This is a genomic window from Pseudomonas sp. HLT2-19-2, assembly GCF_054898005.1.
This window is the reverse complement of record NZ_CM142712.1, coordinates 1,897,650-1,910,813: the sequence shown is the minus strand read 5'-3', so window position 1 is coordinate 1,910,813 and position 13,164 is coordinate 1,897,650. Positions and strand designations below refer to the sequence as shown.

Below are 13,164 nucleotides of genomic sequence, written 5' to 3'. Positions count from 1 at the left end.
TCCTTGTTTATGGATGACGCACAAACAAAAACGCCGCTCATTGCTGAGCGGCGTTTTCGTTAAATATGGAGCGGGAAACGAGACTCGAACTCGCGACCCCGACCTTGGCAAGGTCGTGCTCTACCAACTGAGCTATTCCCGCAAATGGCGTCCCCTAGGGGACTCGAACCCCTGTTACCGCCGTGAAAGGGCGGTGTCCTAGGCCACTAGACGAAGGGGACACGCTAACTGAAACACATGGTGTGTATTTCAGTGCCCAAATCCGCATCCGAAGATACCGGTTCTGGTTTCACTCAGCCCTGCCCGAAAGCAACGCTGTTTAAAATTGGAGCGGGAAACGAGACTCGAACTCGCGACCCCGACCTTGGCAAGGTCGTGCTCTACCAACTGAGCTATTCCCGCAAATGGCGTCCCCTAGGGGACTCGAACCCCTGTTACCGCCGTGAAAGGGCGGTGTCCTAGGCCACTAGACGAAGGGGACACACGTACAACATTCACTCCCTACCGCGTTTCGCTGTGTGCTTTACGCTGTAAGTGGCGCGCATTCTATGGATGGATTGAGGGGTCGTCAACCCCCAGATATAAATTTATTTAAATCAATGACTTCGCCCTGCTTTGCGACTCTAATCCGGCTTTTCTGTCGCCCGGCGTTTGACGCCTATATTCTGACACCCACCAAGACGTTATAGTCCGCCCACCAAAGATGATGGCAATGTGCACCTCGCACGCTATTACTTATATAAGCAGGAACGCGGCCGATACAGGCAGTGCAGTAGCCGATTCAACTCGCCGAGCGGCGCTATGCGTCCCAATGCCAAGCCACTACACTCGCACGCGAACCCCATAAAGAGGTCTTACCGGTGACACCACTCATGATCACCCTGCTAGTCGTAGCCGGGATCGCACTATTGATCACCATTGGCTACATGAACCATGTGGTGGAAAACAATAAGCTGGAAAAGGCCCGCGCCAAGGTTGAGCTCAACGATCGTCTGCGTCGTTGCGGCGAAATCACCGAGACCTTCCCCGGCCAGTTTATGACACCGGCGCTCAAGCTGCTGTTGGCCCGACTGGAACTGAACGTCTGCCAACGCCTGCTCCATCTGGAAAAAACCAGCTCCAACCTCAAGGCACGGATTGGTGAATTGAGCGCCTTGGTTGGCCAGGGCGAATCGATCCCGGTCAACAACCCGCCGGCACCGATCCAGACCGAAGCCAAAGCCAAGGACGTACGCTTCCTGCTCGAAGCCCTGCACGGCCAAATCACCCGCGCCGCACAGGACGGCTTCCTGCCGACCAACGAAGCCAAACGCTGGATTCGCGAAGTTCGCCACCTCCTGGTCCTGCTGCACATCGAGTTCTTCAACAACCTCGGCCAGCATGCCCTGCAACAGAACCAACCCGGCCAGGCCCGCCTGGCGTTCGAACGCGGCGTGCAATACCTGCGCAAACAACAGGAACCCCAGGTCTACGCCGAACAGCTGGAATACCTGGAAAAACTGCTGGCTCGCGCCAACGCCCAAGTCATGGACAACATCGCCCCGGTAGAAGGCGAAGTGAACCAGCTGACCGAAGGCCTCAAAGACGTCGAGGCCGATGCGGACTGGAAGAAAAAAGCAATCTACGACTGATCAGAGAAAGCAAAAAAGCCACCTAAACAGGTGGCTTTTTTTTGCGTTGAGTTAGGCGTGTACACCCAGGAAAGACAGGTCGGCGATCAGGCCGCCTTCGCCCATGTACATCTAGAGCCTGAAGTGCCCCACCATCCCCTTCAACTCAACCCCCAACTGCGCCAACTCAATACTGGAAGCCGCATTCCCCTGCATCGCCAACGAAGACTGATCCGCGCTGGCGCGAATACTCGTGACACTGCGATTAATCTCCTCAGCCACTGAACTCTGCTCCTCGGCAGCCGCTGCAATCTGCTGGTTCATCTGCTGAATCAAAGACACTGCCGCTGCAATACTCCCCAGCGCACTCTCAGTCTGCAACGCATCACTCACCGCCAGCTTCACCAACTCCCCACTGTTCTGAATCTGCTGAACAGAAGACTGAGCCGCCGAGCGCAATGCACTCACCAGTCGTTCGATCTCCTCGGTCGATTGTTGAGTGCGCTTGGCAAGTGCCCGCACTTCATCGGCCACCACCGCAAAGCCCCTGCCCTGCTCGCCGGCTCGAGCCGCTTCAATGGCGGCGTTGAGGGCCAACAGATTGGTCTGCTCGGCCACACTCTTGATGACGCTCAGCACCGTACCGATGTTCTGGATTTCGGCACTCAAACTTTCGATACTCGAACTGGCCGAGGTGGCTGAATCCGCCAACTGCTCGATCCGCGCCATGCTTTGGCGCACCACCTGCTGGCCACTTTCAACCTTGCCATCCGCCGTCTGAGCCGCCTGGGCAGCCTCCTCCGCGTTACGTGCAACGTCATGCACGGTGGCGGTCATCTGATTCATCGCGGTAGCGACCTGTTCGGTTTCTTCCTTCTGGCTGCTGACTTCAAGATTGGTCTGCTCAGTCACCGCCGACAGCGACTGCGCTGAACTGGCCAACTGTTCGATGCCCGCCTGCAAACCGCTGACAATACTGCTTAGCCCGGCACCCATCTGTTGCATGGCCTGCATCAACTGCCCGATCTCGTCACGACGGGTCACTTCAACCGTCGCACTCAAATCGCCAGAGGCAATCTGTTGAGCAACACGGATCACACTGCGCAGCGGTGCCACGATCAACCGGGTAATCACCCAGGCCGCAATCAGCCCGACCAACAGCGCCAGCGCCGACGAACCGATGATCAGCAGCGAGTTCTTTTTCAGCTCCGCCTGCATCGACTGGTCTTCGGCGACATAGGCCTGATCCACCCGCTCCACCACCTGAGCGGCGCGCTGATGCAGCTGTTGATAAACGGTTTTTTCCTGCGCCAGCAGGCCGGTGTACTCGGCGAGTTTTTCGCTGAATCCGCCAATGTGCCCGACCACTTCATTGAGGACCGTTTGGTAACCCTCATCCTTAACCGTGGTTTTCAGCTGCTCGGCCTGGATCAGTGCCTGGTCGGCCTGCTCAATCTTGCCCTGCCCTGCGCTGTCATCGCCCTTGCGGCTCAGGTCGAGGCGCACACGTGCTTCGTTCATGGCTTGCAACATCAACCGCGACACCTGGCTGACCTGATTGGCCTGTTCGATGAACTGCCCACCGTCCTTGCCTTCGGATTCCTTCAAGGTATAAGCGCCGTCATCGGCCAGCCCGGCCTGCAGCACGTCGAGATTATTAGCCACGCTGGACACCGACCAACTGGCCATCTCCAGTGCCAGGTCCTTGGCCTGACTGAGCGAGACGAACTCGTCAAAGGCCTTGCGGTAAGCCCCCAAGGACTGCTCGACGTCATTCATCACCGGCACGTTGGCCGCAGACGCCGCTTTCAGTTGGGTTGCCAGAGCGATCAGGCCGTCAACGCCCTCGCGCAAGGCATCGGCGGTTTTGGGGTTACCGTGCAAGGCGTATTCCTGCTCGAGCAGCCTCACCTTGAGCAAACTGCTGTTGAGCGACGACATCTGCTTGAGCCCGTCGAAGCGCTGGCTGATGGTTTGCAGCGACCATACGCCGATGGCCGCCACCAAGGCTGTCAACAGCAGCACCAGTACAAACCCGACACCCAGTTTTTTAGCCATACCGAGGTTGGCAAAACGTCCTTGCACGGCCGAATTCATTGCACTTAGTCCCCTGACATAGTCTGTTGACGCAGATTCGCAACGGGCCTGTATCAACACAAGTCTCTGGCGTCTGAATAATGGCAAAAAGCTACGCTCACGTCGTTTTCAGAACGCTTGAGGTCGATCCACAGAGGTGGCTCGAAAGAAAGCCCGGGCTCGCGGATCACAGGCATAGGCCACATTGATACGCTGCCAGTCATTGGCCTCTCCGGTGGGACTGAATGCCGTCGCAGAAGACAACAGAACACCGAAGCGCTGTGCCTGAGTCCGCACCTGAGCGTAGTCGGAAATACGCGATCGCGCCCATATGAACAGGCCTCCGACCGGCTTGCCAAAAACCTCCCACTCGGCATCTTCAAGCACTTGCAACGCCGCCTCCCTGTCATTGCTCAAACGCTGACGCTGGCGCTGTACCAATTTGCGGTAGGCACCGTTGGCCAACAGGCTTGCCAGCACCGACTCGCAAAACCGTGAAGCACCCATGCTGCTGATCATCTTGACCTCGGCCAGACGCGAAATAACCCCGGCGCCGGCCACGACAAAACCGACCCGCAACGAACTGCTGAGGGTTTTGGAATAGCTGCCGACGTAGATCACGTTGTCATCAATATCGAGCGCGGCGAGCCGCGTACCGAGGCCGCTGTGCAAATCCGCATAGACGTCGTCTTCGATAACCAGAAGGCCATAGGTTTTGGCCAGTTGCAGAACCCGCTGCGCCACCGCCGGCGCCAGGCTGCTGCCCGTCGGATTGTGATAGAAGCTATTGATGAATATCCCGCGAGGTCGGTCCTTCACCAGCAGCGCCTCAAGCGCTTCAATGTCCGGCCCGCGCGGGGTTCGCGGCACCTCGATCATGCTGACACCGTGCAGCCTGAGCAGATCGAACAGCAAGGAATAACCGGGATTCTCTACCACCACGCAATCACCTGGCTTGAACAAGGTCCGCACAATCAGGTCAAGCCCCTGACTGGCACCCGCCGTTGTCAGGATCCGGCTTTCCTCAACCACAATATCCAGCTGTTTCAGGCGTTTGTGGATCTGCTGGCGCAAGGCTGGCAGACCCAGCGGCGTGCTGTAGTTGAACAAGCCAGCCATGTCGGTGCGGCTGACCTGACAGATCGCGTAGCTCAGGTCATCCGTTTCGCGCCAGCTCTCGGGCAGTCCGCCACACCCCAATTTAAGTTCGCCCGAGGTGCCGCCCTGCTTCGCTTCTGCCCCCTCGAACCAGGGGCAATCCTGTGATCCCTGAGCGGCCAGCGCTGGAGTGGCGACAATGAAACCGGCGCCATGACGCGACGCCAGCACCCCTTGAGCCACCAGACGCTCACAGGCTTCAACGACGTTGGACTGACTGAGTAAATTGATCCGGGCGATTTGCCGCACGGAAGGTAAACGCGTCCCCGGCGGCACCGAGCCACGGCGAAGCCAGCAGGCTAGCGCGTCAACGATTTGCTGTACGACCGGCACCAATGCCCGTCGATCGATTCTCAACTCCATGAGCAAGCAAACTCCTGTCCGTTTTGCGGGAAACAGTTAATCACAGGAGCGGTCGATGAGCTGTGCGACAACGCCGCCAAAACCCTCGGTTCTAACCATTTGAAACACATTGGCCGGCCCCTTTAAGGAACCGAAAAAAAACCCGCACAAATGCGGGTTTTTTCCTACGTTGCAGCGCCTGGTTTCAGAACGCTGTCACGCCACCGTCCACCGCCAGTGAATGCCCCGTGGTGAACGCTGCGCCATCGCTGCACAGGTACAGCACCGCACTGGCAATTTCCTCGACCTTGCCGATGCGCCCGACCGGGTGCATGGCATTGGCGAACTCACCTTTCTTCGGGTCGGCTTCATAGGCACGACGGAACATGTCGGTGTCGATCACGGCCGGACACACCGCGTTCACCCGAATCTTTTTCTTGGCGTATTCGATGGCCGCCGACTTGGTCAGGCCAATCACCGCGTGTTTCGACGCCGCGTAAATGCTCATCTTCGGCGCAGCCCCAAGACCGGCTACCGAAGCGGTGTTGACGATTGCTCCGCCGCCTTGGGCCAGCAGCAATGGCAACTGGTACTTCATGCACAACCAGACGCCTTTGACGTTGACGCCCATGATCGCGTCGAACTCATCGATCGTGCCTTCGGCCAACTTGCCTTTCTCAATCTCGATGCCGGCGTTGTTGAAGGCATAGTCGAGACGGCCGTAGGTATTGACCACCTCGTCCATCAGATTTTTTACATCGCTTTCCAGCGTGACGTTGCAGCGCACGAAGGTCGCTTCGCCGCCCGCCGTACGAATCAGCGCCACAGTGCCTTCGCCCCCGACCGTGTCCATGTCGGCCACTACCACTTTCAAGCCTTCAGCGGCGAACGCCTGGGCGGTCGCGCGGCCAATACCATTGGCGGCGCCCGTCACAACGGCGACCTGGCCAGAAAACGTCATGCTCATTGTTATGTCCTCGAAGAGAAGATGCGGGGGGTCGCGTGTTCTCAATCTAGCCACAAGGGTCTGCGGCACGGCAGCACTATCAGAAGGCCGGTTGGGCGCCCATGAGTGACAGTGATAAAACCGCTCGCCCGACTATCACTGCACTGGATCGATGTGCATTCGCCGCATCAGCCAAACTTGCGGCATCGATCTTGAAGGTCTATCAACAAGTCTTCATTCATCTTGAGTGCCTGTCATGACTACCCAGACCAATCGCCAGTTCCTGCTTGCCAAACGTCCGGTGGGCGCGGCGACCCGTGAGACCTTCACCTATCAAGAAGTACCGGTCGGTGAACCGGCCGCGGGTCAGATACTGGTCAAAAACGAATACCTGTCCCTGGACCCGGCCATGCGTGGCTGGATGAACGAGGGCAAGTCCTACATTCCACCCGTCGGTATCGGCGAAGTGATGCGCGCATTGGGTGTAGGCAAAGTCGTTGCCTCGAATAATCCCGGCTTTGCGGCCGGGGACTACGTCAACGGCGCCCTGGGTGTGCAGGATTACTTCCTCGGCGAGCCACGAGGTTTCTACAAGGTCGATCCGAAACTGGCGCCTTTGCCGCGTTATCTGTCGGCGCTGGGCATGACCGGGATGACCGCTTATTTCGCCCTGCTCGATGTCGGCGCGCCTAAGGCGGGTGACACCGTGGTGTTGTCAGGTGCTGCGGGTGCGGTTGGCAGCATTGCCGGTCAGATTGCCAAGATCAAAGGCTGCCGCGTGATCGGCATCGCGGGCGGCGCGGACAAGTGCAAATTCCTGATCGACGAACTGGGTTTTGACGGTGCCATCGATTACAAAAACGAAGACGTCCACGCCGGCCTCAAGCGCGAATGCCCGAAAGGCGTGGACGTGTATTTCGATAACGTCGGCGGCGACATCCTCGACGCGGTGTTGAGTCGCCTGGCCATGAAGGCGCGGGTGGTGATTTGCGGCGCCATCAGCCAGTACAACAACAAGGAAGCGGTCAAAGGCCCGGCCAACTACTTGTCATTGCTGGTCAACCGCGCGCGGATGGAAGGCTTTGTGGTAATGGACTACGCCGCACAGTTCGCCGCCGCCGGGCAAGAAATGGCCGGCTGGATGGCCAAGGGGCAGCTCAAGAGCAAGGAAGATATTATTGAAGGACTGGAGACGTTCCCGGAGACGCTGATGAAGTTGTTCAGCGGCGAGAATTTCGGGAAGTTGGTGTTGAAGGTTTAACGCAGAAGATCAAAAGATCGCAGGCTACGCCAGCTCCTACAGGGGAACGCGATCCCATGTGGAGCTGCCGAAGGCTGTGATCTTTTTACGCCAGTTCGGCGACTACGGCCGCCAACGCTTTGGCCGGATCCGCTGCCTGGCTGATCGGACGGCCGATCACCAGATAATCGGAACCGGCATCCAGCGCCTGACGCGGAGTCAGAATGCGGCGCTGATCGTCCTGGGCGCTGCCCGCCGGACGAATCCCCGGGGTCACCAGTTGCAGCGACGGGTGCGCCAATTTCAGGGCCTGGGCTTCCAGTGCCGAGCAAACCAGACCGTCCATCCCGGCTTTTTCCGCCAACGCTGCCAGACGCAACACTTGCTCCTGCGGCTCGATATCCAGACCGATACCCGCCAGATCCTCACGCTCCATGCTTGTCAGCACGGTCACGCCGATCAGCAGCGGTTTCGGACCGGTGCGCTGGTCGAGCACTTCGCGGCACGCGGCCATCATGCGCAAACCACCGGAGCAGTGCACATTGACCATCCACACGCCCATTTCCGCAGCCGCCTTGACGGCCATGGCGGTGGTGTTCGGGATGTCATGGAACTTGAGGTCCAGGAACACTTCGAAACCCTTGTCACGCAGGGTGCCAACGATTTCCGAAGCGCAGCTGGTGAACAGTTCTTTACCGACTTTGACCCGGCACAGTTTCGGGTCCAACTGATCGGCCAGCTTCAGTGCGGCGTCACGGGTGGGGAAATCCAGGGCGACGATGATAGGAGTCTGGCAGGCGGACATGAGTGGGCTCTCAGGCAGGTCGAAATCGGCGCGCATTGTAGCGGAACCAGCGCCTCTGCGGGACCCGATGATCGGTAATTCGTCGAGGCGGCTCAAGCAAGACTAGCCCTTGCGTCAATTGTGTCGAGTCAGATACACACCTGACACGCCTGCAACCCCCTTCAACGTTACCTTCGGCAGCCGCAACACGTCCTTACAGCACTTCCACCCTATCCTGATGCTCACTGCCCGCGGCGAACCGACAGACCGGATCATCGGCCTGGAACTGGGCGCCGACGACGACATGGGTGGACAGTTGAGCCTGGAAGAAACGCCCGGTGCTGGCCTGACAGCAGTGATTCGCCTGCCCCGAGCCTGATCACAACTCTGTGTGCCGTTCGGTACAAACCTCATATACCCACGACAACTTGCCCCTTGAGGCTGCATAAGCCGGTGCACCCACCGGTTACCCATTCCAAAGAGTGAGCCCAATGATCGGTAGCGTCAGCCGCGAGAGAAACACGGACAGCTCCACCGATCAGTCGAACGTGACCGAAGCCCTGAACAAAATGATCGCTAACCTGAGCAAGCAGTACTCGCTCGACAATGTGGCGACCGTGGGCAAGTACCTGAACGTGGCCACTTAAGTCAAAAGCCCACTGACCTTCACCGGTTCAGTGGGAACGATCAAGGGCGCCGATCTTCAACCCGAGACTGGCTCTTGCTCCAGTCGGTGAGCAGGCTGTAGGCCACCGCCAACAATGTCGGGCCGATGAACAAGCCAATAAACCCAAAGGCAATCAACCCGCCAAACACCCCGAGCAGGACAATCACCAACGGCAAATTGCCGCCACGGCTGATCAGATACGGTTTGAGCACGTTGTCGACGCCACTGATGATGAATATCCCCCAACTTCCGAGAAACACCGCCATCCCGTACTCACCCTTCCACGCCAACCACGCCGTGGCCGGAATCCACACCAGTGGCGGTCCCATCGGAATCAGGCTCAGCAAAAATGTAACAATCCCCAACACCAGCGCCCCGGGAACCCCGGCAATCAAGAACCCGATCAACGCCAGAACCGCCTGGGCCGCTGCCGTCCCGATCACACCGTTCACCACCCGCTGCACCGTGCCCGCCACCAATTCAATGTAATACCCGGCACGGTCACCAATCAGCCGTTCCAGCAACCCATGAACAAACGCTGCCAGACGCGGCCCGTCACGGTAGAAAAAGAACACAAAGACGATACTCAACGTCAGCTCGAGAATCCCGCCGCCAATCTGCGCACTGCGCGCCAGCAACCAATTGCCGACCTGGCCCAGATAAGGCTTGACCGCCAGCATCATCGCCGCGCCCTGCTGATCGATGCTGTTCCAGATCCCCACCAGCCGCTCACCCACCAAGGGCACACTGCCCAGCCAGGTCGGCGCTTCCGGCAGCCCATCGACTTGCACATCCTTGATGAACGCCGTGGCATCTCGCACATGGTCCGCGAGGTTGAACCCCAGCCACACCAACGGCACCGCCACCAGCAACATCCAGCCCAGCGTCAGCAATGCCGCCGCCAGCGACTCGCGACCATTGAGCCAACGCGTCAGCAAACGCATCAGCGGCCAACTGGCAAACGCCAACACCGCGCCCCAGAATAGCGCCGACCAGAATGGCGCCATCACCCAGAAGCTCGCGCCAAACAGCACCAGGAGCAGGATCTGCACCAACAGCCGATCGTTATTGATCATCTATATCTCGAAAAAGTCAGTCCGCAAAAGGGTAGGCGAACGCGGCTTGCACGTTCGCCTGATAAAGCTTATCGCAACAGTTCGATGTGTAAGCCTTCACCGTCGACGCTGCCGGCTTCCATCCTGGCGGTACGCACACCCTGCCCGATCAGTGCCTGACGCCAGGCTTCGGCCTTCGGCCCGGAAACACTGACCCGCAACGTGGTATCCAGATTCAATCCTCGGGATATCAGGCGCAGCCAGGTATCGTCAGGATCGCCGGTCAGTGTGGGCAAATCGAGTTCACCGGTGCTTTTGAGCTCCCGAAGCAAGGTTGCAGACGTCGGCAGCAAATCGCCCAGCGGCGCAGCGGCGTCGAACTGTTCGACATGCAGATAGGCTTTGCGATTGCCGCGCGTGATGCTGTAAAGCGCTACCAGCGTGTTGTCTTGTGGCGCCGCTAGACGCAACAGCAGATACGCCTGCTGATCATCAGCGCCATAGAGCTTGGCGTTGCTGAAGACTTCATTGGCCCACAGGCTGCTTTCGCCGCAATCACGCGCCTGACACCAGAACAGCAGCTCGGCGCCCTGTTTCTGCAGGGCTTCACGAGCGGCGGTGAAGGCGTCGGTAGAGGAGTGCTCCGGCGGCAACTCGTAGGTCACCGAAGTGGTTTGCCCCCGAGCGCTGACCTGACCGTCGAAACGTAACTGGCCGCTGATTTTGCGGATCGAACCCAGTGGATAGATCCGCTCAAGCTCGGCGACCGGACGATAGTCGACGATCTGCGCATCGGCCATACGCGGCACGATCGGCAGGTCCTGGCTGCCCGGGACATCGGCGGCAAACAACAGGGGACTGAAACAACACAGTGCCAGCAGACTGAGTGAACGCATGGATAGACTCATCGGATCAGCATGGCCTGGGCACCTTTGACGACACTGGCATCATCGATGCGGTCGGGAACCAGCAAACCACGCTGCACCGCCGGACGCGCCTCCATGGTCGCCATCCAGCGTTGCAGGGCTGGCAAGCCGTCCACCGCGACACCGGACCACTCGTGGCCACGAACCCACGGAAAAGTAGCGATGTCGGCAATGCTGTACTCGCCCGCAAGGAACTCTACGGCTTGCAGACGCGTGTCGAGCACTTCATAGAGGCGACGGGTTTCATGTTGATAGCGGTCGATGGCGCCTTGGAGTTTCTCCGGGAAATAACGGAAAAACACGTTGGCCTGGCCTTGCATTGGGCCGATCCCACCCATCTGGAACATCAACCATTGCAACACGACCGAGCGCCCCTTAGGGTCTTTGGGCAGCAGTTTGCCGCTCAGCTCAGCGAGGTAAATCAGAATGGCGCCGGATTCGAACACGGCAAAATCGCCGTTGGCGCGGTCGACAATCGCCGGAATCCGGCCATTGGGATTGATCTTGAGGAAGTCCTTGGACTTCTGTTCCTTTTTGTCGAAACTCAAGGCGTGCACCGTGTAGGGCAAGCCGAGCTCCTCGAGCACGATAGAGACCTTGTGGCCATTCGGGGTCGCAGCGGTGTAGAGATCTATCATGGTTGTCTCCCATTTCAACCCGCCCAGCCTCGACAGTTGCCCCGCGCAAGTCAAGGAACGGCGAAGAACCGATTGAAACAGTCTGCGACAAGGTCGGCGCCGGGTTTGTCATTCAGGTGCAAATGATGGCCGCCAGGCAGCTGTTCACGGCTAAAGGGTAGACGCTCCAGCAACTCAGGATGTTTGGCGAGCATGCCGTCTGCAGCCACCACCAGTTTTGCAGGACAACTGACCCGCTGGACGAAGGCCATCGCCTGTTCGGTGGTCAGACGCAGCGGCGACGGTAACGTGAGGCGGTTATCGGTGCGCCAGGTATAACCACCCGGCACCGGCATCAATCCACGTTGGGCCAGTAGTTCCGCGGCTTCGCGACTGACCGCAACCAAGCCTTTCATGCGCGCCTCGATGGCCCGGTCGAGCGTGTTGTAGACCGGTTTGCGCTTTTCCCGCAAATTCAGCTGCGCTTGCAGGGCCATGCCCATCCGCTCGGCAGCATTTTCGCCTTTGTCTGTAGGAGGAATGATGCCGTCGATCAACGCCAGATGGGTCACTCGCTCCGGCAACGAACCGGCCAGCACTAGCGAAACAATCGCGCCCATGGAATGCCCCAGCAGCGCGAAGCGTTTCCAGCCCAGTTGTTCGGCGACTTGCAGCACGTCATGGGCGTAGTCCCACAGCGCGTACCCTGCACCGGTCGGACGATGCCCGGAATGACCGTGACCGGCCATGTCCAGCGCAACGATGCGCAAGCCTTTGAGCTTCGGCGCCAGTCGGGCAAAGCTGTTGGCGTTGTCCAGCCAGCCATGCAAAGCGATCACCGGCATGCCGTCTTCGGGACCGAACAGGTGCGCTGCCAGCTCTATGTGCGGCAGGCTAAGGCGGACTTCCTCAACGACGTTGCTCATGCGCAATCCTGTTGGCGGCGACCTTCCCAGCGGCTGAACAGATTTTTCAGCAGCGTGGCCGTGTCCTGGGGACGCTCGAGGGGAAACATGTGTCCGCCGGGCATGGTCAAGGATTCGCCCAACGGCATGCGTCCGACGGAACTGGCGTGATGACGCATCACCACGCGGCTCTTGTGCCCTCGAACGACGGCCAGCGGCACTTTCAGCTGACGTGCGCGGCCGGGGCTGGTGTGCGGCACGCCGCGGTAGATGCTGATTTCCGTGGCCGGGTCGAAGCGCAAACGCAGCGTGTCGCCCACTTTGTGCAAGCCGTGTTGCAGGTAGGCGTCGAAGCATTCCGGATCGAAGCCACGGAACAGGGTTTTTCCAGCGAAATACAGCCGAGCCGCTTCCAGATCGGCGAACTCCTCCCGCCGTCCCAACGTACGGCCGGCCGGGGTCAGGCGGTCGATGAAACCAAAGCGTTTGGCCGCACGGATCACCCATTGATCGGCACGGGTCAGCACCGGCGAATCGAGCATCACCACGCCGCGATAGAGCTCAGGGCAGCGCAACGCCGCGTGCAGGTGCAGCACGCCACCGAAGGAATGGCCGACGCCCCATACCGGTTCCGATTGCTGCTTGAGGTGATGAATCAGCTCGTCCACCAAGTTGTACCAGTTGTCGTCCGCCGGAAAACGCGGGTCGTGGGCGTGCTGCTCCAGATGCGTCACCTGATACTCGGGCGCCAGCGCCGCGAACAACTTGCCATAGGTGCCCGAGGGGAAACCGTTGGCGTGGGCGAAAAATATCTGCTGCGACATACCGGTAGATCCAT

Annotated in this window: 11 protein-coding genes, 4 tRNA genes and 3 pseudogenes; 4 read left to right on the top strand and 14 right to left on the bottom strand. The window is 59.2% G+C overall.

The window, feature by feature from the left end; all coding sequences use genetic code 11:
• Positions 1 to 66: 66 nt before the first annotated feature.
• The 4 genes from ACYZTU_RS08835 to ACYZTU_RS08820 all read right to left on the bottom strand — a co-directional run bounded on the left by ACYZTU_RS08835 (position 67) and on the right by ACYZTU_RS08820 (position 481).
• A tRNA-Gly gene (locus ACYZTU_RS08835) sits at positions 67 to 142 on the bottom strand.
• 3 nt (positions 143 to 145) lie between these two features.
• Positions 146 to 221, bottom strand: a tRNA-Glu gene (locus tag ACYZTU_RS08830).
• Positions 222 to 326: 105 nt separating this feature from the next.
• Positions 327 to 402, bottom strand: a tRNA-Gly gene (locus ACYZTU_RS08825).
• A gap of 3 nt (positions 403 to 405) precedes the next feature.
• Positions 406 to 481 (bottom strand) — tRNA-Glu (locus ACYZTU_RS08820).
• 391 nt (positions 482 to 872) lie between these two features.
• Between ACYZTU_RS08820 and ACYZTU_RS08815 the strand changes: the two genes are divergently transcribed.
• Positions 873 to 1,631, top strand: coding sequence for a hypothetical protein (locus tag ACYZTU_RS08815; RefSeq protein WP_461969464.1), 759 nt, complete (start codon positions 873 to 875; stop codon positions 1,629 to 1,631).
• 111 nt (positions 1,632 to 1,742) lie between these two features.
• Here the strand turns inward: ACYZTU_RS08815 and ACYZTU_RS08810 are convergent, their stop codons facing one another.
• The 4 genes and pseudogenes from ACYZTU_RS08810 to ACYZTU_RS08795 form a co-directional block, all read right to left on the bottom strand.
• Entirely contained in the window at positions 1,743 to 2,606 is an 864-nt protein-coding gene (locus ACYZTU_RS08810) for a methyl-accepting chemotaxis protein (protein WP_375154723.1), read from the bottom strand.
• A pseudogene (locus tag ACYZTU_RS08805) lies at positions 2,604 to 2,828 on the bottom strand (HAMP domain-containing protein); the annotation flags it as partial. The pseudogene ACYZTU_RS08805 and the gene ACYZTU_RS08810, both read right to left, overlap by 3 nt.
• A gap of 987 nt (positions 2,829 to 3,815) precedes the next feature.
• Positions 3,816 to 5,207 carry an aminotransferase-like domain-containing protein gene (locus ACYZTU_RS08800; RefSeq protein ID WP_461969462.1) on the bottom strand — a complete coding sequence of 464 codons (1,392 nt, stop codon included), beginning with the start codon at positions 5,205 to 5,207 and terminating at the stop codon, positions 3,816 to 3,818.
• Positions 5,208 to 5,391: 184 nt separating this feature from the next.
• The gene (locus ACYZTU_RS08795) at positions 5,392 to 6,153 is read right to left on the bottom strand and encodes an SDR family oxidoreductase (RefSeq protein WP_461969460.1); all 762 of its coding nucleotides are present in this window, start codon (positions 6,151 to 6,153) and stop codon (positions 5,392 to 5,394) included.
• Between the two features lie 235 nt (positions 6,154 to 6,388).
• Here ACYZTU_RS08795 and ACYZTU_RS08790 point away from each other — a divergent pair, with 235 nt between their 5' ends.
• Entirely contained in the window at positions 6,389 to 7,393 is a 1,005-nt protein-coding gene (locus ACYZTU_RS08790) for an NADP-dependent oxidoreductase (protein WP_461969458.1), read from the top strand.
• Positions 7,394 to 7,478: 85 nt separating this feature from the next.
• On the opposite strand, the gene pyrF is transcribed toward ACYZTU_RS08790, so the two are convergent.
• Complete coding sequence (gene pyrF / locus ACYZTU_RS08785) at positions 7,479 to 8,177, bottom strand: orotidine-5'-phosphate decarboxylase (RefSeq protein WP_461969457.1); 699 nt, start codon at positions 8,175 to 8,177, stop codon at positions 7,479 to 7,481.
• A gap of 208 nt (positions 8,178 to 8,385) precedes the next feature.
• Here pyrF and ACYZTU_RS08780 point away from each other — a divergent pair.
• Positions 8,386 to 8,463: pseudogene (locus ACYZTU_RS08780) on the top strand (DNA-binding response regulator); the annotation flags it as partial.
• A gap of 202 nt (positions 8,464 to 8,665) precedes the next feature.
• A pseudogene (locus ACYZTU_RS08775) lies at positions 8,666 to 8,803 on the top strand (histidine kinase); the annotation flags it as partial.
• A 40-nt stretch (positions 8,804 to 8,843) separates the two neighbouring features.
• On the opposite strand, the gene ACYZTU_RS08770 reads toward ACYZTU_RS08775, so the two are convergent.
• From ACYZTU_RS08770 to ACYZTU_RS08750, 5 genes are all read right to left on the bottom strand, one after another.
• Positions 8,844 to 9,899, bottom strand: coding sequence for an AI-2E family transporter (locus ACYZTU_RS08770; RefSeq protein WP_461969455.1), 1,056 nt, complete (start codon positions 9,897 to 9,899; stop codon positions 8,844 to 8,846).
• Positions 9,900 to 9,967: 68 nt separating this feature from the next.
• Positions 9,968 to 10,774, bottom strand: a complete 807-nt coding sequence (locus ACYZTU_RS08765) for a DUF4892 domain-containing protein (protein ID WP_461969453.1) — start codon at positions 10,772 to 10,774, stop codon at positions 9,968 to 9,970.
• A gap of 8 nt (positions 10,775 to 10,782) precedes the next feature.
• Positions 10,783 to 11,442 carry a glutathione S-transferase family protein gene (locus ACYZTU_RS08760; RefSeq protein WP_461969451.1) on the bottom strand — a complete coding sequence of 220 codons (660 nt, stop codon included), beginning with the start codon at positions 11,440 to 11,442 and terminating at the stop codon, positions 10,783 to 10,785.
• Positions 11,443 to 11,492: 50 nt separating this feature from the next.
• Complete coding sequence (locus ACYZTU_RS08755) at positions 11,493 to 12,347, bottom strand: alpha/beta hydrolase (RefSeq protein ID WP_461969449.1); 855 nt, start codon at positions 12,345 to 12,347, stop codon at positions 11,493 to 11,495.
• Positions 12,344 to 13,150: an alpha/beta fold hydrolase gene (locus tag ACYZTU_RS08750; protein ID WP_461969447.1), complete on the bottom strand. Its 807-nt coding sequence runs from the start codon at positions 13,148 to 13,150 to the stop codon at positions 12,344 to 12,346. Before ACYZTU_RS08750 ends, ACYZTU_RS08755 begins: the two co-directional genes overlap by 4 nt.
• Positions 13,151 to 13,164: the final 14 nt, after the last annotated feature.